We start from the raw sequence: 21,712 nt of genomic DNA on the forward strand, positions 1-21,712 counted from the left end.
TGCTACCCGCCGGATAGTGTCGGTCCGTGACCTCCTACCCGCCCGCCGAGTCCACCGCGGCGTTCGCCGCGAACATCGCCGCCGTCCGCGCCCGGATCGACGCCGCGGCCGCCCGGGTGGGCCGCGCACCGTCGGACGTGCGGCTGCTGCCCGTGAGCAAGACGGTGCCCCAGGAACGCCTCCGTCTCGCGGTGGCCGCCGGATGCCGCGAGCTGGGCGAGAACAAGGTGCAGGAGGCCAAGCGCAAGCACTCCGAGATGGCCGACCTGGACGTGGCGTGGGCCGTGATCGGGCACCTGCAGACCAACAAGGCCAAGGACGTGGCGGCGTTCGCCGCCGAGTTCCAGGCCCTCGACAGCGTGCGGGTCGCCGACGCGCTGGACCGCCGCCTGCAGATGCTGGGGCGGTCCCTCGACGTGTACGTCCAGGTGAACACATCGGAGGAGGAATCCAAGTACGGGCTCGCCACCGCCGACGTGCCCGGCTTCCTGGCCGAGTTGCCGGCCTTCTCGGCGTTGCGGGTGCGGGGGTTCATGACGCTCGCGGAGTTCTCCACCGACGAGGCGCGGGTGCGCGCTTGCTTCCGCAGGCTGCACGAACTGCGGGACGCCGCCGCGGACCCCGGCCTGGGCGAACTGTCGATGGGGATGTCCGGCGACTACGAGATCGCCGTCGAGGAGGGCGCCACCTGTGTGCGGGTGGGGCAGGCCGTGTTCGGGTCGCGCGCCCTCCCCGACAGCCACTACTGGCCGACGGGGACTGAGACGACGCCGCCCCGGTGACGCGAGGCGTTCACCGGGGCGGGAGTCGAAAGGCCTACGCGCCGGGGGAGACCCGGACGTCGGCGCGGGCGGGGATCACCACGGGATGTACGCCCGACATGCGCTCCAGCACGCGGACCACCTGGCAGGAGTAGCCGTACTCGTTGTCGTACCAGACGTAGAGCACGAGGTCCTTGCCGTCCGCGATGGTCGCGAGACCGTCGACGATGCCGGCGCGGTGCGAGCCGACGAAGTCGCTCGACACGACCTCCGGGGACTCGATGTAGTCGATCTGCTGACGCACCTTGGAGTGCAACGAGATCCGGCGCAGGTAGTCGTTGACCTCGTCCTTGTTCGTGGGCTTCTCGAGGGTGATGTTGAGGATCGCCAGCGAGACGTCGGGCGTGGGGACGCGGATCGACGAGCCGGTGAGCTTGCCCTCCAGCTCCGGCAGCGCCTTCGCGACGGCCTTCGCCGCACCGGTCTCGGTGATCACCATGTTCAGCACCGCCGAGCGGCCGCGGCGGTCGCCCTTGTGGAGGTTGTCGATCAGGTTCTGATCGTTGGTGAACGAGTGCACGGTCTCGACGTGGCCGCGCTGAATGCCGTAGCCCTGGTTCAGGGCCGCGAGCACCGGGGTGATCGCGTTGGTGGTGCAGGACGCCGCGGAGAGGATCTTGTCGTCCGCGGTGATCGTGTTGTCGTTGATGCCGTGCACGATGTTCTTCAGCGGCGCCTTGCCGGGCGCGGTGAGCAGCACGCGCGAGGCGCCCTTGCTCTTGAGGTGCTGGCTGAGGCCCTCCTCATCGCGCCAGCGGCCGGTGTTGTCCACGATCAGTGCGTCGTTGATGCCGTACGCGGTGTAATCGATGGTCGACGGGTCGTCCGAGTAGATGACCTTGATCCGGGTGCCGTTCGCGATGATGACCTCGTTCTCGGCGTCGATCGACACCGAGCCGGGGAAGGGGCCGTGCACCGAGTCGCGGGCCAGGAGGCTGGCGCGCTTCTCGAGGTCGTTCTTCGGGCCGCGGCGCACCACGATGGCGCGCAGGCGCAGGCCGTGGCCGTTGCCGGCGTGGCTGATCAGGATGCGGGCCAGCAGGCGGCCGATGCGGCCGAAGCCGTACAGCACCACGTCGGCGCCCTCGGCCTCGTCGGAGGTGGGCACGTTGCGCTTGGCGATCTCCTCGCGCAGGAGGCTCTCGACGTCCGCGTCGGACTCGATGTCCGCGGCCAGCATCGCGAGGCGCCCGATGTCGATGGACGCCGGATCCGGGCCGATCGAGAGCAGGCCGCGCAGCACCTTCTCCGTCTGCGACAGGGTGAGGGCCTGGTGGCCCAGCTCCTGGGCGCGTTCGTGCGCCGAGATCACGCCGGCAGTCGACAGGTTGATCACCCGGTGACCGTGGATCGACGACACCACGCCGTGATCGCGGTACAGGCGACCGATCATCGGGATCAGGCGCTCGGCCTGCTCCTCGCGCGCCACCCAGGCGTCGCGATGGCTGTCGAAGGCGTCGCGGTGGCCACTCGGGCCGTCGACGGTGGACTGGGAATCGGGCTCAAGCTGCTGCGTCACAGTTGTCATTATGCGCGAGCGGCTCGCGGCCATGGGCGGGGGAGTGTATAAGCGTGACGAGGTTCGCGCTCGGCGTACGATTCGAGGCGCCGACGGTGCGCGGTGCGCTCGTCGGGTTGGGGGAGTGATCGCGTGGTGCGCTAGATTCGTTCCCCCACGTGCCATCGTCACCCGAGCGAGACACCCGAGCGAACAGTTCCGAACACCATGTCCTCCGTGCAGATCCTCACCACCGTCGTCGCGCCGACGGGATGGGACGCCGCGGCCATCCGCGATTACGCGCGGTACAAGCTGTGGGAGACCGAGCCGGCGCGCCGGCGGCGCTGGCCGATTCTGACGGAGCTGCAGGAGTTCGAGCGCAGATCGAACCACACGACCGTGTGGCGGGTCAGGCACACCCTCTCCGTGACGTAGCGGCGGGTGCGGAGGGCGGCGCGGCGCGCCCGCGTCGACGGTTCGGCGACGGTCAACAAAGGTCAACAGGGTCGGGATCGGTCGGCGAGTGTGCGCTCGATGAGATCCGCCGCCTCGGCGGGTGCGAGGTGATTCGTGTCGACCACCAGGTCGTGATCGCCCGAGTGGCGGAAGCGGGCCGCCTCCCGGTTGGCACGATCGGCGACGACCCGCTGTCGATCCGGCCCGATGCCGAGGAGTTCGTCGCCGGGGAGGCGTCCCGTGCTCGTCTGCGACCGCAGCGCCACCCGATCGGCGAGGGGCTCGGCGTCCGCGTCCAGGAGGACTCGCGTCACCGGTCCGCCGCCGCGGGCATCGGCTACCAGACCCGGGTCCCGCGTCACCGCGATGATGTCGGTCGCGCCCGCGTCCGCGTACCCCAGGGTCACGGCCGCGTACGCGTTCGCGTGCACGCGCCGGGAGTAGGCGGGCCCGTGGAAGCCGAGCTGTTCGACGTCGATGAACGCGGTGGCCCGGCCCGTCGCCCAGCGGCGCCGGACCAGTTCCCACCCGACGGTGGACTTGCCGGCCGCGGTGGCTCCGTGGAGCACCGTCGTCGGTATCGGGGCCGCGGGTACGGACGGTGCCGGGACCAACGGGGCGTCGCTGATCGCGCAGTGCCGGTCGAGCAGATCGTGTGCGACCTCGTCGACGCCGGCCCGTGTGGTGTCGACGGAGTCGCCGGTACCGGTGTCGTACCGCTCGGCGACCGAGGCCAGTTCGGCGAGGGTCTCGGGGTCCGATCCGCGGGCCAGGTAGCGCCGCCGCAGCTCGGCCCAGTCGCAGTGGAGTCGTACGTGGGTCGGGTCGACGCCCGCCGCCGACGCGCGCTCCTCGAACCGCGTGATGCCGACCTCCGGGTCGACGATCCCCGAGACGATCATCTGCCGGAGCCCGCAGTCCCGGAGCGACTCGATCAGTCGCGCGGCGTTCGCCTCCTTCACGAGGTGCGGCGCCGCACCCGAGAGACGTTCGAAGGGGCCCAGCATCCCGAGCTGATCGATGTCGACGTATGCGGCGTTCCTGCCCGCCGCGGTGAGGAGTTCGAAGACCCGCCAGCCCGTGGTGGTCTTGCCCGTTCCCGGCGCGCCGCTGATCCAGAGTGCGGATGTCCTCACGGAGACAACGTATCCGGCGCCGCAAGCGATTAACCGTGTCAGCCGCCGGGTGCGTGTGGTGGTTCAGGCGGGGCGCGACCCCGCGACCTACGGATGATGAGTCAGTAGTCCGCGATGCGGGCCAGTCATCTCGACCTCGCTCGGTCTTGTGACCTGCGAATAGTGGATGATTCAGCGCTGTATGGTCCCGGATAATCCAGTTCGGTCGTACGGAGTTGAGGCAACGATGAGGCACCGAGCCTCGAGGAGGTCACCGGCGCCTGGGCGCTGGCACGCACGTTGGTTCGTTTCCGGGATCGACCTCGACCCCTACGTCGGAAACCCCCGACCGTACAACCGTGTTGACGCCGATACCCGCGTGCGCGGCGGAACTGGCCGGGCTCGATCGACCCGCTGCGGTGAGGGTGGTGTAGAGGCCGCGGACGAAGTCGGAGTCCACGCGGGCCCCAAGGTTGTCGATCACGTACTGGGCGGCATCGCGCAGATCCTCGAGGAGGCTGCGGTCGGGGCGTGAGGTGACGTCGTCGAGGTTGCCCGAGCGGGCGAAGTTCTCCGTGCCGAGCTGGTCGGTGGACAGGCCATCGAAGGCCTTGCCGGAGGAGTGCACAATGCCGGCCAGGTCCCCGATGGTGAGGTTCTCGTTGCCCGTCGCGTGTCAGCGTAGTTTGCGGGCGCGACGTGCGGCCTCTGGCGCGCGGTCACGGACGAGGCGATGCCACGGTACCGGCAGCTCTGAACTGCGCTGATCAGTCGAAGCTTGCGTACAGATTTCCATGCCTCATACTCCTGCGCCCCGGGATGTCCGGGCCACTATGAAGGAGGCACCGTGCATCGCAACTTCGAACGACTGCCCTGGTTCTTTCCTTGCCTTGATGTTCTTGGTCGCGTTCGGCGGCTCGCTCTGGCTTTGGACGACCAGCGGCGCGGCCCTGCGCTTCGCCGGAAACGCGCTCGGCCTCGGAGGCTAGAGCAGTTGCTGGCCGGGGCGGATCCACAACAGGGCGGACTCCGCCTCGGCCGTCCGGGCGAAGCAGATGCGGTGCTGGCCGATGATCGACCTGGCAGAACATCCAGAGCGGAGGTTGGCGACGCGCTGAGGGGAGGTGGCTGGAGAGTGCTGTTGCATAAGGGGTGAGGCACGCCTTGAGGCGGAGCTCGGCGAATGCGAGTGATCCGTATCACTGGAGATCTCTGCGGTTAGCGATGCAGAAGACCTCGGCAGGATGCTCTTGACCAGCTAAAACGGGAGGCCTGGTCCGTGTTGACGGGAATGCGATATCGAGAGTTCTGGATGTGTCGATTGCGTAACGATCGTACGTAGGGCTTCTGATAATCCCGAAGGTCTGATTCTCTGTTACAGAAGTTGTTCATGAGACTGTAGTGAACTCAGTGAGGATGGGGTCAGCGTGATCAGTACTGGAGCGAACCGGACTGTGAGGCAGGGCAACCTCGAGCAGCGTCGCCGAGACAGAGGGGTCCGCAAGAGGCTTTGGAAGGCCGGAGCGTTCGGTGTCGTCGGGGCCACAGTGCTCGCGGGTGGCGTCGTCGCGGCGGCACCACCGGCGGCGGACAAGGCGCCGCGGCCCGGAGCCGTCCGGACGGGCTTGTTCGCCGACACCTCCCGAGCTCTGGAGACTCGCGAGGGGTACGTGATTAGGGCGTGGAAGTACGGGGAGGAACTGCGGTCGATCATCCCGCTCGGTCGTGCCCTGAACACGTATGAGGCGATCGTCTCGATCGCCGGCGAGGGCCTGATCGAGTTCAAAGACCCGAAAAACAAGCCGAAGGTGCCGATCCGTAGCGCGTCGATCACGGTGGGTCTGACGTTGGCGTGTGCTGCGACACCGCAGAATCTGCAGATCGGCGGAACCTTGTCGAATGCGGTGAACGCGTCGGTGACGCCGTCGCTAGCGGGCACTGTCGGCGCCACCGCTGGCGGCCAGGGTGGTTCGAGCGGCGGTCAGGGCAGCGGCTCGGTGAACGGGTCCATCACCCCGGGCGTCTCGGGAACGCTCGGCGACACGGTCACCACGTCGGGGACCATGACCGGCACCATCGCACCGGGAACGTCGAAGGACTTCCCGATCGCCAAGAAGAGCCTCGCCGGCCAATCCGGGTACGTGGTGACCAAGGAGACGCGGATCGCGATGGACTCGTGCCTCGGTGGCGCGCAGGTCCGGGCGTATGCCACGGCGACTCTGTCGACCGATCAGGGCGATTCCGCGATCACGACGTACGGCAAGCCGCTGTTCATCGAGCGCGACAATCCCGGTCCCGCGAAGAACCCGCCGAAGATCAGCGAGGATCCGAAGCCGGCCCCGGCTCCGGCTGTCGCGGGAACCGCGATCGCCGCCAAGAAGACCGAGCCGGTCAAGCCAGCTCCGAAGCCGGCCGCTCCGGCCTCGAGGCCCGTCGGCACGGCGTCGAAGCCGGTCGATGTGTCCTCGCCGAAGCCCGCACCGGCGCCGAAGCCGGCCACCGCACCGCCGGCGAAGCGCGGCTCGGCGAAACCTGCCACCGAACAGCTGGTGCAGGCCCGGTGACCGCGCGCCGCCGAGCAGGGGAGCGGACTCATGGCTGAACAGGGACGCGGGAGCGTGCTCAAGGACGCGCTGGGCTTCGCCGCGGGCGCCGTGCTGATCCTGTGCTGCGCCGTGACGCTCCCGCAACTGCCGAAGGCGGTCGAGGCCATCGGGCCGTGGCCTGTGTGGGGCGGGTTCTTCGTCGTCACGATGGTCGCGGGCTGGCTGTTCTGGTCGAACATTCAGAACCTCTACGACCGCCTGAAACGATGACGAATCCCGGCGAGCTGAACTTGGCCCAGGCGTTGCAGCGGGCGTTCATCGAGGCCGGCGAGCCGAGCATCAGCTCGGTCGCGACCGGGTCGGGCGTCTCCCGCCAGCGCCTGTCGGCGTGGCGGTCGGGCCGGCACGTCCCCTCGCGATTCGAGGACCTCGAGCCCGTTGTCGCGTATCTGCACCTCGCCGGTGACAGCTCGAGCGACCCTACGGACGGTTCGCTGGGTGCCGAGCGGGTCACCCTCTGGGAGGCAGAGCACTGGAGGCAGGCATGGACTCGCTCGCTCACGGCCGGACCGGGCGGAGACGCCGGCGAGAGGGGGCGAGGTGGCGCGAACGCCCCGGCTCCACTGGCCGAGGATCCGCCGGACGAGTACGACCGCAAGCCACTCGCTCTCGCCGTCGTCACCCTTCTGGTCCTCCTCGTCGCGGCCCTCGCGGTCGGGGCGTTCTTCTTGAGCAAGGCCTACATCTGATGGTGCTGGAGGCCGCAAGACCGCAAGACCCGCGCCTCTTGCAGGCTGCCGGACAGCTTCCCTCCAGGTCACGGCTTGGCCACGGAAATCGCTGTGACCAGCAGTCCAGTGCCGCAAGACCGCGCAAGACCCCGCCGGAACGTTGAACCCGCGCCCCGCGCCGTGCTCTGGTGAACCCACTCCCCGCTGATCGTGAACACCGCACCGATCGGCACCCGCTTCTCCTCACGAAACGAGGCACACGTGGCATCCCCATCCGATCCACCCGCCGGCCACGCCGGCGACACGGAGCAATTCCCGGTTGCCCGCACCGGCGCGAACACGGCGCAGCCCAGAGACGCCGCACCTACCGGCGGCCCCGCGCACGCGGTCTCCACCGACTCGGGCTCCGGCATCACGCGTGGCAGCTGGTGGGCGATCACCATCGCCGCTGCGGTCCTGCTGATCCTCGGGTTCCTGCTGACCTTCGGACCGGCCCGCTACTGGACTCCGGTGCCGGTAGCCTTCCTCGGCTACTTCCTCATCTCCGGGCTGATCGGGCTCGTCTTCTGGAAGGGCGTCAGCGAGCTCCGCGACTCGAACCCCACCCTGCACTCCGGCGACGGACCCGCCTCACCCGGCACCCGCGTCGCCGCCGCGATGTGCGCCGTCGGCATCGCGTCCGCGCTGATCCTGCTCCCCGCCGGCCTGATCGATGCACCCGCCGGCGCAGCGCCGTGCCCGGACGGGACGAACACCTGCGGGCCGCAGCCGACCATGGGCCCGCAGCCCACCCAGGGCAACGGCGGCAACACCACCGCCCCGCAGGCGCCGAACACCACCGTCCCCGGCTACACCGCCCCGGACACACCCCCGCAGCAGGGCAACGGCAGCACCCCGACCGTGCAGGGCCAGGTCCCGACGATGCCCACCGGCGACACACCGTCGAACGGCTGCATCTTCAATTGCGGCCCCACCCAGGCTCCGCAGCAGGCCCCGCAGACGGGGCAGGCTACCCCGCCGCAGACCGGCCAGAACCCGGTCACCACCGCACCGAACACGCCCGCGACCACCCCGCAGGCACCGACCACGACGCCGCGCCTGCGCACCCCGACGCCGGAGACCACGACCTCAACGACCTCGAGCAAGGCGCGCGATCGCGACGACGACCAGCAGCGCAGCGGCGACGAGGACCGCGAGAAGAACTCGGGTATCCCGTATCAGGCCGCCGAGATCGCCGCTCTCGCCGGCACGTACCGGCGGAAGAAGACTTCGGACGCGATCCGCGACGGGCAGGTCGTCTCCGAGAGCGTGACACGGACGCTGACGAAGGACGTGACGGATCAACCGATTCTGGTCACGCACGACCAGACAATCACCGTCGATTCAATTGGCGATCCATTCGGTCGGTCTGCCTATCCGAAGGAGGCCGACATGGGATTGGCGCTCAATGCACTGAGATTCGGACGTATACCGAACGAAGGCTTGAAGAACAAGGCCGAGGCGACCGCTCTTTCGGCCAAAGCTGGCGAGATATTCGGTTTTCAAACCCCGTCGTCCCAGGGGCTTTATCACTACCTCACGAGGTCTGGTGATGACTTCGTTATCCACGGGAAGGATATGGACAAGATTACATCCACTGATGGTTACCAAAATAGGATTCGGAACCTACTGGGGGAGCAAGCTCGCCTAATTGCGAGTAATACTGACCTGAAGCCGGGGCAATCTGTAACTCGATACTTCAAATCTGACTGGAATGTCGTATCAAATCCTGGTGACGTGCTGCCGGAGGGCTATTACAACCTTCTGGGGGACTACTCTGACATGATTATGGGTAAGATGACAGTCTCAAAGTCGAGTAGTGGAACCCTGAGCTGGAACGCGGATTACGCGACAAGCATCTATGACGCCTACGACTTTGATCCCGCGAAGCCGGCACCTGGTCCACTACGTGCCTTGGGGGTCACTCTGAAGGACCTGGACGATATGGTTGGAGCTGGATATGCTCAGAACTTCCGCACAGTGGGAACGTCAGGCGTGTCATCGGCGATAGGATTCTCGTGAGGCGATTCTGTCAACCTGTTGTTCGGGTCGTCCTGCTCATATCTTTGGCGGTCACGCTACCCTTTGGGGTTGTCGCTTGCGTGGCTGCGGGGCCAGCGGTTCCTGGCGCCAACGTTGATGTACTAACTTCTCCCGAGAATGCGGATTCTGCTGCCCGTTGGTCTGCACGTGCAGCGATCCAACTGCCTCCAGGGTACCAAATAGTTTCGGCAACAAGTGACACAAGAGGGATCCGTCAGGTGGACTATTACTTCCACTTCAAGTTTTCAACCGGACAATCGTCATACGATCAGTTCTTGCAGAACTCGAATTTGCGACAGGGAAGGGCTCTGTTGGTGGGAGAAGGTGCTTCACGATGGGTCGCCCGTGGCGATCCGCGACCGATAAGCACTCCTGATTCTGCCCTGGTTGAGCTGGAACGATTCGGGTCTCAAGGAATTCCAGTCTCGATCGGGTACCAGATTCTCGCTAGAGTTGGAATCGACGCTGTGGATCTGTTCGTATCTCCGTCGTAGCCCATGGATTAGGCGGTGTCGCGACGGCAGGCGGAGCGTGAAGTCGCGATGGTCGCCCTGTCGAGCCACGTGGAACCCCGGCCGCCGCGACGCAGCCCTGTAGCGGCCGCCAGTTCGGCCGTCGGGACTTCAACGGCAACAAAGCCCGTCATCCTCCCCGGAGAAGGTGATGGGCTCCGTTGCTGTTCCAGCAGCCTCTACGCCGCGAACTTCGCCAGCAGGCCGCCCGCTGCCGCTTCCCGAGGCCGGTCACGCTGCGGGTGGGCGCGATCTCCGGCTCCTCCATGATCTCGGCGGCGCGCCGCGTAGTCCTCCATTCGTCGAGTCGTACGCCTGTTCGAGTTAGAGGCCAATGCGTCTATTCTGCTCGGCGGACGGCGCCCTCGATACGCGGCCACATGGTGTTCATCCACACTTCCGCGGCGTGCATCATCGTCCGGTCGCGCGGCCACGCTGCGGGTGCGTCGGGGTCTGCGCGCCCGGCGGCCATGTTCCGCACCCACGTGACCGTGTCGGGCTCGGAGTCGTTAGGTTGCTCGGCGCGGTACAGACGCTCCGCGGCGTTCATGTACGGGGCGATCGTGGACATTCGGGCTCCTTCGTTAGGCGCGGCCCGGCGACCGCGCGACGGAGGCCCTCTCGGCGTGCGGCGGAGATCGAAGCCCCGGCGGGCTCTGAGGTGGCCGCGACGATCTTCGCGACCATGCTCCGGTGGAGGCCGCTGGCCGCGGCGGCCGCTCGCTGGGACTCGCCGGCTGCCAGCTCGGCCAGCGCGGTGGCCACCGCGGCCGGGTCGGCCACGAACGACACCGTCGGCGACGAGCCGCGCGGCCGCGGGCATGTGCTTGGCGGCCGGGTCAATGGCCGACTCGGCCACCTGCGCGGCCGGGGTCGTGGCCAGGGTGGCCGGAGTGGTGTCGGTCCAGTTCAGGGGTACTTCGAAGTCGGCCGTCGCGTCTCCGAACAGGTCCGCGTGGCCACCTACGCGCACTCGCGGGATGAGGCACTGAAGGCGGCTGGACAGAGTTTCCGACCAGTTGAGGCGATCTGGCGCACTGAGCCTCCAGAGAGGGCCGGTCTTGGCGGGGTTACCGCTACGACCTGGCCTTTCCTGGTGGGGCAGGCGGGGCTCGAACCCGCGACCTACGGATTATGAGTCCGCGGCTCTAACCGACTGAGCTACTGCCCCCCGGCGCGGAAGGCGACTTCCGCAGCGGGTCGATAGTACCCGCGGGAGGTCCGGACGGGCCGCAGCCTCCGGCGTCTCACCGGTCGTCGCGGAGGATGCCGTAGACCAGGTTGTCGGTCCACTCGCCCTTGCAGTGGAAGGACCGGCGCAGGAGCGCCTCGCGTCGCATCCCGATCGCCTCGGCGACCTTCGCCGATCCGGCGTTGCGGCCGTCCATCTGCGCGGCGATGCGCTGCAGGCCGTAGTGGTCGAACGCGATGCCCACCAGGGCCCGCGCGGCCTCGGCCGCGAAGCCCCTGCCGCCGTGGGTGGGGTCGAGGGTCCAGCCGATCTCGGCGCCGTGGTTCATCACGTCCGTTCGCCACAGCGTGAACGCGCCCATCGGCGCACCGTCGAACTCGGCGACCAGCGAGAGCGAACCGCTCTCGGTCTCGAGCCCCGTGCGTCGCATCCGCTCGTCGAGCTTGCGGGCCGCTACCTCCCGGGACCACGGCGGATCGAGGAGGTAGCGGGTCACGTCCGGCCGGGAGAACACGCGATGCATCCAGTCGACGTCGCCCGCCGCGTACGGCCGAAGGTGCAGTCGTTCGGTCGCGATCGGGAACCGCAGGGATTCAGGGGACACCCGGCCAAACTACTGCGGGTCCATCGCGGTTCCGGCGCGTCGTGACGGTATTCGTCGCGTCGTGGGGAAACCCGTTCTACTGTGTGGTTCAGATCACGTAATCGGACGAGGAGGGCGCGGTGCTCGATCACTACGACGTTCGAGGCGGGGATTTCGCCCTGGGGATCCGGCCGCCGGCGGCGCGCCGCGCCGACCTGGGGGTGTGGCGGCTGATCAAGGCCGTGCTCAACGCCGCCGCAGATCTGGACGCCCAGGTCTACGGTGCGCGGGTGCGTGCGCAACTCCATTGCGGCGCACGACGCTAGCGGACCGTCGGCGACTAGAGTGACGTTGCGGACGACGCGACGGGAGACATCACGCATGGCCGACGACGCACTCGACGTTCCCCGGAACGGATCCGGCGCTCCGGCCGCCGGCGACGGGGCGGGCGACAAGCCCCGGCGTTCGGTCGCCCGCGCCGCCCACGCGGCGAACCACAGCAAGACCGTGACGGGCCTGGTACGCGCCGCCCGCGAGAACATGCCGGGCGGACCGAAGAAGGACCTCTTCCGCCCCGATGCGGAATCCACCGAGCGCCTGTCGAACCTCATCGACCGCATCGTGGGCGACGAACCGACGGTGACCCGCGAACTGGGGAACCTGGCCACCGCCACGTGGCAGGCGCTCATCAGCCGCCGCGACCGCGACTACCTCCCGCCCAAGCCCATCACGATCATGTTCACCGATCTGGTCAGCTTCTCGACGTGGGCGCTGCACCGCGACGACGACGACATCGTGCGCCTCTTGCACGCGGTCAACAAGACCACCAAGGACCTCGTGGAGCGGCACGGGGGAGTGATCGTCAAGACCATGGGCGACGGTGCGCTCGCCGCGTTCGACGGTGACACCGCGATCGAGGCCGCCGCCCAGGTGATCGAGGCCGTCGGCGCGATCGAGGTGGCCGAGGGGTACCGCCCCACGCTCCGCATCGGCCTGCACACCGGCACGCCGCGGCAGATCAAGGGCGACCTCATCGGGGTGGACGTGAACATCGCGGCCCGCGTCGCGGAAGCGGCCAACGGCGGCGAGGTGTTGGCCTCCGAGACGGTGTTCAGCGTGGCCGAAAAGGACCGCTACCAGGTGCGACCGCGCCGATTCAAGGCGAAGGGCGCGCCTCAGAAGCTACAGGTGTTCTCTGTCCGTCCCCTGTACTGAACCTCCGGGTTTCCCCTGAATCTCCGGAATTCTCCGGTTCGTCTGTAACGAACCGGGGCTCCGTCCGGATAGAGCGTGTGACTTGCCGAACAGTCCCGCGGTGGTGCTCACCCGCCACCGTGCACTCTGTCAAGGATGGAAACCACATGAACACGAAGAAGATCGGAGCCGCGACGTTCGCCGTTGTGGCGGCGGCGGGCATGCTGGCCGGTTGTGGAAAGTCGACGGAGGGCGAGAGCCCCGTCGCCTTCTCGCCCGTCTCCGGTGACCAGTTCACCGCGAACCCCGGCGCGTTCCAGACCGACGGCGTCGCAGCGCCGCCCGAGGGCGTCACGATGGTCGGTAACGCGGTCGCCGCGCAGGCGGTCGCGAACTCCGGTCTTCCGCAGGGGACCGTCACCTCCACGGCGAACAACACCACCGTGTACTACCCGCCGGCACCTGTGATCCCGGGCGTTCGGCCCGCGCCGCAGCCCAAGCCCCCGGCCCCGATGGTGCGCCCCGCCAACTACCGGCCGTGGCACTACACCCAGGAAGAGATCGCGATCTACCAGCAGATCTGCGAGTCGGGTAGCTGGAAGCGGACCACCACCACCCCGGGCGGCAGCGTCAGCACCGAGGTGCAGACCCAGACCTGCTGGACCCTGTACGGCCGCCAGCTGGGCGTGAAGCCGTGGCATCCGGGCGAGCCCCGTCCGTGGCACCGCCCGGACTACCCGAAGCCGTGGTTCGAGGCCGAGTTCAAGGTCGACGTGCCGCTGTTCTGGGTCTACCCGCGTGACTGGACCCGCCCGCGCCCGCAGCCGCTGATCTCGGTGTCCATCGGCATCAACCTGCCCGGCAACCCGTACGTGCGCCACAACCCGCGGTACAACGACCCGTACTACCCCGTGTGGGCCGTGACCCCGGGGCGTGTGGTGGACGTCCGTGACCAGGCGTGGATCGTCGCGCCGGTGTACTCGACCTCGACCACCACCACGACGTCGACCACGACGACCGTCTACGGCCCCGCGCCGGTGGCCCCGGGCGTCGTCCTGGCGCCGCTGCCTACCACGGGTAAGGCGACGCTGGAGACCGCGGTGCCCGGCGCCAAGGTCGTGGGCAACGTCAACCTCGACGCCAACGTGACCGTTCCCATCGCCGCCGCTGTGCAGGGCGCGACCATCCAGGCCGGCACCAAGGCCTCGCTGGAGGCCGCGATCGGCTCGTCGGTCGACGCGACCGTCGCGAAGGCCGGCTCGGACAACGCCGGCAAGGTGACCGGTAAGGCCGGGGCCACCGTCGAGGGCGGCGCGACCGTCTCCGGCGGCGCCAAGGTCGACGGCGGTGCCAAGGTCGACGGCGGTGCCAAGGTCGACGGCGGTGCCAAGGTCGAGGGCGGCGCGACCGCCACCGGCGGCGCCAAGGCGACCGGCGGTGCCGAGGCCACGAAGTCGACTCCGGCGACCAAGGAGACGACCGAGAAGACCCAGGAGAAGCCGCAGACCAAGACTCAGGAGCCGACCAAGACTCAGGAGCAGACGAAGACGCAGGAGCCCACGCAGGAGCAGCCCGCGACCACCACGACGACCGCGCCGAAGGCAACCCCGCAGGCGACCAAGTCCACCGTGGCCCCGCGGACGCAGACGCAGAAGCCCGCGACCAAGGCCTGCACCCCGGAGCAGGCCGAGGCCGGAACCTGCAGCACCACCGCCGGTCAGTAAGTAACTGAACGCCTCTCGGGGAGACCGTCGGCAGGCCCTCTGACCTGCCGATTGGTCTCCCCGAGTGCGGTGCGCTAGAGTTCTCTTTCGGTCAATCCCCCATAGCTCAATTGGCAGAGCATTCGACTGTTAATCGAAGGGTTACTGGTTCGAGTCCAGTTGGGGGAGCAAGAAAACCGCCTCAGCCGAGGCGGTTTTTTCGTTTCCGGTGGCGGTCACCGATGGGCCATGATGTGACCATGGCGACGCAGTACGACCACATCACCGAACGGCTCCGCGAGTTCGTCGAAGCGCAGCACATGTTCTTCGTCGCGACCGCCGCGCCCGACGGCCGGGTGAACGTCTCTCCCAAAGGATTGGACTCGCTTCGCGTCGTCGGAGCGAACCGGGTGGTGTGGCTCAACGGCACGGGCAGCGGCAACGAGACCGCCGCGCACCTGCTGCGGAACCCGCGGATGACGCTGATGTTCTGCTCCTTCGATGCGAAGCCGCTGATTCTGCGGTTCTACGGCACTGCGACGGCAGTCCATGCGGGGGACCAGCGGTGGCCCGAGATGCTGGCGCTGTTCCCGGCGATGCGCGGCGCGAGGAACGCCTTCGACGTGCACGTGGAACTCGCACAGACCTCCTGCGGCTTCGGGGTGCCGCGGTACGAGTACGAGGGGCAGCGCACCCTCATGGACTCGTGGGCGACCAACAAGGGCGAGGAGGGGCTGGAGCGGTACCGTCGCGACCGGAACGCGCTCAGCATCGACGGATTCCCCACGGGGCTGCCCGTCTAGCGGTCGGCCCCGTCGCGCAGCGGCCGCCGCGCCAGCCAGGCGGCGACGATCGCCCCGGACACGTTGTGCCAGAGCGAGAAGACGGCCGAGGGGAGCGCCGCGAGCGGCGAGAAGTGCGTGGTCGCGAGAGTGGCCGCGAGGCCCGAGTTCTGCATGCCCACCTCGAACGCCAGGGCGCGCCGCGCCTTGTCGTCGAGCCGGCCCAGCTTGCCGGCCAGGTAGCCCAGCCCGAGGCCGAAGCCGTTGTGCAGCACCACGGCGAGGAACACGATGCCGCCCGCGGCGGCGATCTTGTCCGCGCTGCCCGCCACGACGATCGCCACGATCACGGCGATGACGAGCGCCGACGCCCACGGCAGCACGGGCAGGGCCTTCGCCACGAGTCGCTTGGCGAACATCCGCGCCAGGACGCCGAGAACGACGGGCAACAGCACCGTCTTCACGATGTCCAGCACCATCGTGCCCGCATCGATGGGCAGGTAGGAGCCGGCCAGCCACAGCACGAGCAGGGGCGTGACGATCGGCGCGATGAGGGTGGACACGCTGGCCACCGCGACGGACAGCGCCACATCGCCCTTCGCGAGGAAGGCCATCACGTTCGACGCCGTACCCGACGGCGCGCAACCGACCAGGATCACGCCCACCGCCAGCTCGGGCGGGAGCTGCAGCGCGTGGGCGATCACCCAGCCCGCGCCGGGCATGATCACGTAGTGCGCGACGATGCCCAGCACCACCGCCCACGGGCGCCGGGCGACCGACGCGAAGTCCGGCGGGGTCAGCGTGAGCCCCATGCAGAACATCACCACGCCCAGCAGGTAGGGAACGTCCGGTGCGAGGGGCTTGAAGGTGCCGGGCAGGAGGTAGCCCGCGACGCCGGCGGCGAGCACGAGCAGCGGGAACACGGTGACCGCGGTGCGCGCCGTCCTCGCCTCCTCGGCGGGCTCGGGATCCGGGGCGACGGTGTCGGGGTGCGGCTCGGACATCCTTCGATACTTGCACTACCGACCGGGCCCGGGTGGCCCACCCCTGGGTGTCGGTCAGGCGCGGCGGAACGCCAGGACCGGATACACGGGGTCGCGCCCCGGCCCCGTCTGGCCGGTGCCGACGAACGACGTCGCTCCCGCGAGCTCCAGCCCGGCGGCCGCGCACTCCCGGACCAGGAGGGCGGCCGCGTCCTGTGCGGTGCCCTCGCCCGGCACGCGTCCCAAGGAAAGCCGGCTCGCCGCCCGTTTATCCGCGGTGGTGACGAAGCAGCCGCCGGAACCGAGCGCGCGGGCGACCTCACCGAGGACCGGACGCGCGTCGTCGAGCAGGTGCAGGAGCCAGATGGCGGCGATCGCCTCCAGCGTGCCGTCCGCGAAGGGCAGCGCCGCCGCGTCCGCGCGGACGAGGGCGCCGGGCAGGCGGGGCGATGCCAGGGCGAGCATCCCCGCCGACATGTCGAGGCCGACGGTGCGGTGCCCCAGGTCCGCCAGTTCCCTTGCGACGATGCCGGTTCCGGTCGCGAGGTCGAGCACCGTCGACCTGGTGGGCAGGAGGCGGTCGATCGCGTGGGCCGCTTCGACGGCGCGCGCGACACCGCCACGGGTGGCGTCGTACTCGGACGCGATGTCGTCGTAGTCGGCCATCCCGTGACGGTACCGAACGGGCGCCCTCCGTCAGGCGGCAGCGGGCTCCGCGGGTGCGGTGCCCTCGGACTGTTCCGTGGGGGTCGAGTCCTCCGTGTCGGTGGCGGTCGTCGACGGTGCGGAGTCCTCGGCCGTGGCTGCCTCGGCCGGGGCCGACGGTTCCTCGGCGGCGGGCTCCGAGGTGACCGGATTCTCCTGCGACGGTGCGGGTTCCGGAGTGCTCTCCGGTTCCGGCATGGTGGGCGCAGGGGTGGTCGGTTCCGGGGTGATGGGCTCCGGGGTGACGGCCTCCGGGGCGGTGGTCGTCGACGGTGCCGGGATCGTCACCACGGGGTCGGCGGCGGATTCGACGGTGTCGGGTTTCGTGGGCGCGTCGGCCGGGGCGGTCGCCGGGGCGCTCAGACGCTCGGCGAGCGCGGAGAAGGGCTCGCCGCCGCTCTCCAGGCTGTGTGCGCCGACCTTCTCCGTGACAGTGGTGGTCTTCGCCGTGGTCGCCGCGTCCGAGGAGGACGAGTCGGCGCCGGGCAGCTGCGCCGCGCCGTCGGCGAGGGTCTTCGACAGGTCCAGGATCGACGACGCCGACCCGTTGACGAACGGCCCGTATTGCTGCGTCGCGAAGTCGGAGAGCGGCTTGAGCGCGATCGCCGAGAACACCTGGTACACCGGACCGAACGCGGTCATCACGGGCTTGATGACGGTGTCGAGACCCAGGATCTGCGTCAGCGAGCCGACACCGAAGGGGGCGGTGACGCCGGTGACGATCTGGCTGAGCGGGTCCGTGGGGAGGAACCCGGGCGGAATCAGTCCCGCGCTCGTGTTGGGGCCGGTCTGGGTGCCGAGCTGGAGCAGGTCGTCCGAGAACAGTTTGATTCCGAACAGCGACGGCGAGGTGAGGCCCGCGCCCTCGACGCCGAAGTTGAATCCGCCGAGGCCGTACAGGAGGGGTAGCGGGACGCCCAGCGGGTTCTGCAGGAGCAGGAGGTTCTGTCCGTTGTTGACGTTGATCCCGTTGGTGCCGATGTAGTTCCCGGTCGTGACGTTGATGTTCGTGAACCCGATGGGAAGGATCGTGTTGACGTTCGTCATGGTCAGGCCGATGGGGGAGTAGACGCCGTTCTGCGTCGGCAGGAGGACGTTCGCGCCGAGGACGCCCGCCTTCGCGAGGCCGAGGGGCAGCTCCACGCCGGCGGCGCCGATCGGTACCGATAGGACCGTTTCGGAGCCGCCGAGCCAGCCGGGGATCTTCAGCGCGGCAGTCGGCGCTGCGGCCCACCACCCGGCCTTACCGCCGAGCGGGAACTCATAGGTGCCGTCTCCTTGCGGTACCCATACAGTTCCCGACGGGAGCGAATCGTTCGGGAGGACCTGGATGGGGCCGATGTTCCCGAAAATCGGAACGTTGACCTCACCGATGGTGAGGCCGCTGGGGGTCTTCACAAACGTGTTCAGGAAGTTTGTCTGGCCTTTGAGGCCGAACAAGGGCCAAGCGTAGTTGCTGGCGTAGTCGCTCTGGGTTGCTTCCAGCCCGACGATAATCTGGCTCAGCGGAGGTAGCGAATCGATCGCTGACCCCACAAAAGGAAGGTTGGTTATAGCGCTGAGTGTGCTCGCTGCGCCTGTCAAGAGCTCCTTGCCGGGCATTGTCGTCGGCAGGATCGACGAGAGGTCAAGCTGAGATCCACCTGGAAGAATGACGTTCGGCACTACGCCGGGAACGCCTGTCGGCAGATTCAGGTTCGCGATGCTGTTCAGCACTGTCGGCAGGTTCGAGATCTTGGTGACGTCGACCTTCGTGAAGGTCGATCCGAAAGTCGGAAGGATGCCCCCGGTCTGGCTCGCGATCGGGTTCCACACGGATCCGGCGCTGCCATTGACGTTGTTCGAGGCGTTGAGGAAGTTGTCCAGCGCGTGCGAGTAGTCGCTGATCGCTCGGCTGTAGTCCGGGGCCGCGGCCTGCGCGGGCGCTCCCATCATGCCGATGCCTGCGGTCGCGCCGATGGCGGTGGCCGCCACGGCGGCGCGTCTGGCCGCCGATCTCGATGCCTTGCGATGCTTCGCGCTCATGGTCGTAGGTTCCTTTCGGGCAAATGCAGACCCGTCAACGACGAGCCCATCGCGACAGTAAGACTTTTGAAACTTGAAAAATCGGAATTATGCAATACCGAACGTTTTTGCGCGTAGAAGGTTGCGCGAATGTGCTGACGGCGAGCTTTCCCGCAGCGGATCGGCCCGCGGGTAGGGTGATCGCCGTCGAGGAACGGAGTGGGAATGAGTCTCTCGGAACTGTCGGAGTGGCCCGTCGACAACGCGGCCGGCGCCCTGCTGCGCACCGATGACGCGCGCACCGTCGACGCCTCCGGCGACCGTGACCGGGTGTACGAACTGGCCTCTGTGACAAAGCTTCTCGTGGCCTACGGGGTGCTCGTGGCGGTTGAGGAGGGGGCGATCGAGCTCGACCAGCCCGCCGGGCCGGAGGGCAGCACCGTCGAACACCTCCTCGCGCACGCGTCGGGCGTGGCGTTCGACTCCGCGGCCGTGCAGGAGCCTCCGGCGATGGAGCGCATCTACAGTTCCTACGGCTACGAGCTCCTGGCCCGGCTGGTGGCGGAGGAGGCCGGGATCGCGTTCCCCGAGTATCTCCGCGAGGCGGTGTTCGCGCCGCTCGGGATGGCGCGTACGGAGCTCGCGGGGCCGGCCGGGCACGGAGCACGCTCGACAGTCGACGACCTGTCGCGGTTCGCCCTCGAGGTCGCCACACCCACCCTGCTGCACCCAGCCACGGTCGACGGTGCGCTCGCGGTCCACTTCCCGGGCCTACCCGGGTTCGTTCCCGGCTACGGAAAGTTCCGCAACAACACGTGGGGGCTGGGCTTCGAGGTGAAGGGCGCAAAGCGCCCGCACTGGACGGGCACCCGGAACTCGCCGCGCACCGTCGGGCACTTCGGGCAGGCCGGTACGTACCTCTGGATCGACCCCGATCTGCGGCTCGCGGCGGTGGTCCTGACGGACCGCCCGTTCGGTGCGTGGGCCAAGCCGCTGTGGTCCGAGTTCAACGATCGGCTGATTTCTCAGGAACTTCAAGGCGAGTAACTGGCGCAACACGCGCATCATGGTGCACAATGGCTTCATGACTACATCGATGTGATAAGGCCGCGGCTGGTGGCGCACACGATTCGACAGGTGGCTTGGGGAAGACGTCCTCGTCGAATCGAAGAAGGTGGCAACCATGCAGCAGCTGAGTCAGTTTGCAGAGGTGACGACGGGAGTCGTGTGGATTCACGCCGCGCCTGCTGCACTGTGCCCGCACGTGGAGTGGGCACTGTCGAGGACCCTCGACGCCCGGGCCACGCTGAAGTGGTCCGCGCAGGAAGCGGTCCCCGGCATGCAGCGCGCTGTCGTCGACTGGGTGGGCCCGGTCGGCAGCGGCGCGCGGATGGCGAACACCCTCCGGGAGTGGAACTCCATCCGTTTCGAGGTCACCGAGGACCCCTCCGAGGGGGTCGACGGTGAGCGGTTCTGCTACGCCCCGGGCCTGGGCCTGTGGCGCGGCACGATGAGCGCGTCCGGCGACACCCTGCTCGGCGAGGCGCAGCTGCGTTCGCTCATGCTCGAGCAGAGCGGCGAGGGCCTGCAGGTCGCCATCGATTCCCTCCTGGGCACCGCCTGGGACGACGCACTGGAGCCGTTCCGCATGGGCGGCCAGGGCGCCGAGGTCACCTGGCTGTCGCAGGCAGTCGGCTAGAGCCAGCCCGAAACCCGGCCCTGGCGGGTGAGCGCGGCGCGGCCACAGCGCAGGCGCCCCGCCGGGACCGGGATACGCGGCCCCCGTCGCCGGCGTCGTCCGGCCTTCTCCTCGACCGCCGGAACGTGTCGGACCGATCTGCCACCATCGGTCCATGGCACTTTCAGCGTCCGAGAAGCAGGCATTCCTGGCAGAACCGCATGTCGCGGCGTTCTCCGTGACCGAGCCCGATCGCGGGCCGCTCACGGTTCCCGTCTGGTACGGCTACGAACCGGGCGGCCGGCCGTGGATCACCATCGGCCCCGGTTCACGGAAGGCCGAGGCGCTCGAAGCCGCCGGCCGGTTCACCCTGATGGTGGACACCGTGGAGCCGCGGACCGCGTACGTCTCGGTCGAGGGGCCCGTCGCCGAATCGCGCCCGGCCACGGACGCGGAGATCCGGGAGATGGCCGCCCGGTACCTCTCCGGTGCGGCCCTGGACGCGTACCTGGATTTCGCGCACAACACCCTCGGGGATCACCTCACCGTGGTGATGGAGCCCGAGCACTGGCTGGGCGCCGATCTCACGATGTGATGTGGCGCCGCCCCCTCAAAACCGCGTCCGGCCGCTGAAGAAGTGGCCGCCGGTGCACCGGATCGCCACGTCCCACACGATGCCCAGCGGAACCCCGGGCGTGGTGACCCGGTGCGTCTGGTTCGGGCCCAGGCGGAACGGCACCGCTCCGGTGTAGGTCGCGCCGCCGGCGGGTTTGAACCGGTAGGTGCAGTCGCCCGCGTCGCGGGGGCCGGGATTGGTGACGAGTGCGGAGTTGGTGCCGAGCGACTGTTCCCATACGACGGTCAGCCGCAGCAGCCGTACAGCCGCCGGGCCGGAACGGAGGTCGTCGGGATCGAGCGGCGCGGGGCCGGCCGGCGGTAACGCCGATGAGACGCCCGCGCCGGCGAGACAGGCGACGGCGAGGGTGGGCGCGATCAACGCCGCGGCGCAGGTGCGAGAAGTGCGCAGAGTCATGAGGTCGTCCTTTCGACGAGGAGGTGGACGACATCGAGTGTTCTGCCGGTGCTCGCCCGGCACGCGAGTGGTCGACTACTCGAAAATCCTGTGA

The 21,712-nt window shown here is 68.5% G+C and carries 23 protein-coding genes and 2 tRNA genes; 14 read left to right on the forward strand and 11 right to left on the reverse strand.

Going from position 1 to position 21,712, the window contains the following annotated elements; genetic code table 11:
* Window positions 1-26 precede the first annotated feature (26 nt).
* Entirely contained in the window at window positions 27-782 is a 756-nt protein-coding gene (locus BN39_RS19460) for a YggS family pyridoxal phosphate-dependent enzyme (RefSeq protein ID WP_019204124.1), read from the forward strand.
* 34 nt (window positions 783-816) lie between these two features.
* Here the strand turns inward: BN39_RS19460 and BN39_RS19465 are convergent, their stop codons facing one another.
* The gene (locus BN39_RS19465; RefSeq protein ID WP_019204125.1) at window positions 817-2,340 is read right to left on the reverse strand and encodes a glyceraldehyde-3-phosphate dehydrogenase; all 1,524 of its coding nucleotides are present in this window, start codon (window positions 2,338-2,340) and stop codon (window positions 817-819) included.
* 207 nt (window positions 2,341-2,547) lie between these two features.
* On the opposite strand from BN39_RS19465, the gene BN39_RS19470 reads away from it, so the two are divergent.
* Window positions 2,548-2,754 carry a hypothetical protein gene (locus tag BN39_RS19470; protein ID WP_019204126.1) on the forward strand — a complete coding sequence of 69 codons (207 nt, stop codon included), beginning with the start codon at window positions 2,548-2,550 and terminating at the stop codon, window positions 2,752-2,754.
* A gap of 62 nt (window positions 2,755-2,816) precedes the next feature.
* Here BN39_RS19470 and BN39_RS19475 read toward each other — a convergent pair whose 3' ends face one another.
* Complete coding sequence (locus BN39_RS19475) at window positions 2,817-3,911, reverse strand: hypothetical protein (protein WP_019204127.1); 1,095 nt, start codon at window positions 3,909-3,911, stop codon at window positions 2,817-2,819.
* Window positions 3,912-4,161: 250 nt separating this feature from the next.
* Entirely contained in the window at window positions 4,162-4,518 is a 357-nt protein-coding gene (locus tag BN39_RS19480; protein ID WP_019204128.1) for a hypothetical protein, read from the reverse strand.
* 1,042 nt (window positions 4,519-5,560) lie between these two features.
* On the opposite strand from BN39_RS19480, the gene BN39_RS19485 reads away from it, so the two are divergent.
* The 4 genes from BN39_RS19485 (at window position 5,561) to BN39_RS19500 (ending at window position 9,228) form a co-directional block, all read left to right on the forward strand.
* On the forward strand, window positions 5,561-6,454 hold the full coding sequence (locus tag BN39_RS19485) for an MspA family porin (protein ID WP_159103265.1): 894 nt from the start codon (window positions 5,561-5,563) through the stop codon (window positions 6,452-6,454).
* A 30-nt stretch (window positions 6,455-6,484) separates the two neighbouring features.
* Entirely contained in the window at window positions 6,485-6,706 is a 222-nt protein-coding gene (locus tag BN39_RS19490) for a hypothetical protein (protein WP_148281540.1), read from the forward strand.
* Window positions 6,703-7,185: a helix-turn-helix transcriptional regulator gene (locus tag BN39_RS19495; protein ID WP_019204133.1), complete on the forward strand. Its 483-nt coding sequence runs from the start codon at window positions 6,703-6,705 to the stop codon at window positions 7,183-7,185. The genes BN39_RS19490 and BN39_RS19495 overlap by 4 nt, the downstream gene beginning before the upstream one ends.
* Before the next feature lie 192 nt (window positions 7,186-7,377).
* Entirely contained in the window at window positions 7,378-9,228 is a 1,851-nt protein-coding gene (locus tag BN39_RS19500; protein ID WP_148281541.1) for a hypothetical protein, read from the forward strand.
* A gap of 663 nt (window positions 9,229-9,891) precedes the next feature.
* On the opposite strand, the gene BN39_RS24090 is transcribed toward BN39_RS19500, so the two are convergent.
* The 4 genes from BN39_RS24090 to BN39_RS19515 form a co-directional block, all read right to left on the reverse strand.
* Window positions 9,892-10,032, reverse strand: a complete 141-nt coding sequence (locus tag BN39_RS24090; RefSeq protein ID WP_371190643.1) for a hypothetical protein — start codon at window positions 10,030-10,032, stop codon at window positions 9,892-9,894.
* Between the two features lie 69 nt (window positions 10,033-10,101).
* Window positions 10,102-10,332: a hypothetical protein gene (locus tag BN39_RS19505; protein ID WP_019204134.1), complete on the reverse strand. Its 231-nt coding sequence runs from the start codon at window positions 10,330-10,332 to the stop codon at window positions 10,102-10,104.
* Window positions 10,333-10,855: 523 nt separating this feature from the next.
* Window positions 10,856-10,932: transfer RNA gene (locus BN39_RS19510), tRNA-Ile, on the reverse strand.
* 76 nt (window positions 10,933-11,008) lie between these two features.
* Complete coding sequence (locus BN39_RS19515; RefSeq protein WP_019204135.1) at window positions 11,009-11,557, reverse strand: GNAT family N-acetyltransferase; 549 nt, start codon at window positions 11,555-11,557, stop codon at window positions 11,009-11,011.
* 119 nt (window positions 11,558-11,676) lie between these two features.
* Here BN39_RS19515 and BN39_RS19520 point away from each other — a divergent pair, with 119 nt between their 5' ends.
* The 5 genes from BN39_RS19520 to BN39_RS19540 all read left to right on the forward strand — a co-directional run bounded on the left by BN39_RS19520 (window position 11,677) and on the right by BN39_RS19540 (window position 15,236).
* Complete coding sequence (locus BN39_RS19520) at window positions 11,677-11,862, forward strand: hypothetical protein (protein WP_019204136.1); 186 nt, start codon at window positions 11,677-11,679, stop codon at window positions 11,860-11,862.
* 55 nt (window positions 11,863-11,917) lie between these two features.
* Window positions 11,918-12,751: an adenylate/guanylate cyclase domain-containing protein gene (locus BN39_RS19525; protein ID WP_019204137.1), complete on the forward strand. Its 834-nt coding sequence runs from the start codon at window positions 11,918-11,920 to the stop codon at window positions 12,749-12,751.
* Window positions 12,752-12,897: 146 nt separating this feature from the next.
* Complete coding sequence (locus BN39_RS19530) at window positions 12,898-14,454, forward strand: hypothetical protein (protein WP_040768736.1); 1,557 nt, start codon at window positions 12,898-12,900, stop codon at window positions 14,452-14,454.
* 95 nt (window positions 14,455-14,549) lie between these two features.
* Window positions 14,550-14,622: transfer RNA gene (locus BN39_RS19535), tRNA-Asn, on the forward strand.
* A 71-nt stretch (window positions 14,623-14,693) separates the two neighbouring features.
* Complete coding sequence (locus BN39_RS19540; RefSeq protein WP_040768902.1) at window positions 14,694-15,236, forward strand: pyridoxamine 5'-phosphate oxidase family protein; 543 nt, start codon at window positions 14,694-14,696, stop codon at window positions 15,234-15,236.
* Here BN39_RS19540 and BN39_RS19545 read toward each other — a convergent pair.
* Genes BN39_RS19545 through BN39_RS22450 form a run of 3 tightly spaced genes read right to left on the reverse strand, consistent with a single transcriptional unit; the run spans window position 15,233 to window position 18,301 of the window.
* The gene (locus tag BN39_RS19545) at window positions 15,233-16,219 is read right to left on the reverse strand and encodes a bile acid:sodium symporter family protein (protein WP_019204139.1); all 987 of its coding nucleotides are present in this window, start codon (window positions 16,217-16,219) and stop codon (window positions 15,233-15,235) included. The two genes, BN39_RS19540 and BN39_RS19545, sit on opposite strands and share 4 nt — an antisense overlap.
* A 54-nt stretch (window positions 16,220-16,273) precedes the next feature.
* Window positions 16,274-16,864 (reverse strand): class I SAM-dependent methyltransferase, encoded by a 591-nt coding sequence (locus BN39_RS19550; RefSeq protein ID WP_019204140.1) that lies wholly within the window; start codon window positions 16,862-16,864, stop codon window positions 16,274-16,276.
* Window positions 16,865-16,894: 30 nt separating this feature from the next.
* The gene (locus tag BN39_RS22450; protein ID WP_019204141.1) at window positions 16,895-18,301 is read right to left on the reverse strand and encodes a hypothetical protein; all 1,407 of its coding nucleotides are present in this window, start codon (window positions 18,299-18,301) and stop codon (window positions 16,895-16,897) included.
* Window positions 18,302-19,132: 831 nt separating this feature from the next.
* Between BN39_RS22450 and BN39_RS19560 the strand changes: the two genes are divergently transcribed.
* From BN39_RS19560 to BN39_RS19570, 3 genes are all read left to right on the forward strand, one after another.
* Window positions 19,133-19,954, forward strand: coding sequence for a serine hydrolase (locus BN39_RS19560; RefSeq protein ID WP_019204143.1), 822 nt, complete (start codon window positions 19,133-19,135; stop codon window positions 19,952-19,954).
* 136 nt (window positions 19,955-20,090) lie between these two features.
* A complete protein-coding gene (locus BN39_RS19565) occupies window positions 20,091-20,606 on the forward strand; it encodes a DUF3145 domain-containing protein (RefSeq protein ID WP_040768737.1) in 516 nt (171 codons plus the stop codon).
* A gap of 154 nt (window positions 20,607-20,760) precedes the next feature.
* Entirely contained in the window at window positions 20,761-21,180 is a 420-nt protein-coding gene (locus BN39_RS19570; protein ID WP_019204145.1) for a pyridoxamine 5'-phosphate oxidase family protein, read from the forward strand.
* 15 nt (window positions 21,181-21,195) lie between these two features.
* Here BN39_RS19570 and BN39_RS19575 read toward each other — a convergent pair whose 3' ends face one another.
* A complete protein-coding gene (locus BN39_RS19575; protein ID WP_019204146.1) occupies window positions 21,196-21,618 on the reverse strand; it encodes a hypothetical protein in 423 nt (140 codons plus the stop codon).
* Window positions 21,619-21,712 lie beyond the last annotated feature (94 nt).

The sequence above is a fragment of the Tsukamurella sp. 1534 genome, assembly GCF_000312385.1.
Taxonomy (GTDB): Bacteria; Actinomycetota; Actinomycetes; order Mycobacteriales; family Mycobacteriaceae; genus Tsukamurella.

Bases quoted from the DNA above. Each gene is read 5' to 3' on its own strand.
- BN39_RS19490 (WP_148281540.1), top strand. From the start codon at position 6,485: ATGGCTGAACAGGGACGCGGGAGCGTGCTCAAGGACGCGCTGGGCTTC.
- BN39_RS19495 (WP_019204133.1), top strand. From the start codon at position 6,703: ATGACGAATCCCGGCGAGCTGAACTTGGCCCAGGCGTTGCAGCGGGCG.
- BN39_RS19545 (WP_019204139.1), bottom strand. From the start codon at position 16,219: ATGTCCGAGCCGCACCCCGACACCGTCGCCCCGGATCCCGAGCCCGCC.
- BN39_RS19530 (WP_040768736.1), top strand. From the start codon at position 12,898: ATGAACACGAAGAAGATCGGAGCCGCGACGTTCGCCGTTGTGGCGGCG.
- BN39_RS19565 (WP_040768737.1), top strand. From the start codon at position 20,091: ATGCAGCAGCTGAGTCAGTTTGCAGAGGTGACGACGGGAGTCGTGTGG.
- BN39_RS19470 (WP_019204126.1), top strand. From the start codon at position 2,548: ATGTCCTCCGTGCAGATCCTCACCACCGTCGTCGCGCCGACGGGATGG.
- BN39_RS19525 (WP_019204137.1), top strand. From the start codon at position 11,918: ATGGCCGACGACGCACTCGACGTTCCCCGGAACGGATCCGGCGCTCCG.
- BN39_RS19560 (WP_019204143.1), top strand. From the start codon at position 19,133: ATGAGTCTCTCGGAACTGTCGGAGTGGCCCGTCGACAACGCGGCCGGC.
- BN39_RS19550 (WP_019204140.1), bottom strand. From the start codon at position 16,864: ATGGCCGACTACGACGACATCGCGTCCGAGTACGACGCCACCCGTGGC.
- BN39_RS19540 (WP_040768902.1), top strand. From the start codon at position 14,694: ATGGCGACGCAGTACGACCACATCACCGAACGGCTCCGCGAGTTCGTC.
- BN39_RS19570 (WP_019204145.1), top strand. From the start codon at position 20,761: ATGGCACTTTCAGCGTCCGAGAAGCAGGCATTCCTGGCAGAACCGCAT.
- BN39_RS19575 (WP_019204146.1), bottom strand. From the start codon at position 21,618: ATGACTCTGCGCACTTCTCGCACCTGCGCCGCGGCGTTGATCGCGCCC.
- BN39_RS19505 (WP_019204134.1), bottom strand. From the start codon at position 10,332: ATGTCCACGATCGCCCCGTACATGAACGCCGCGGAGCGTCTGTACCGC.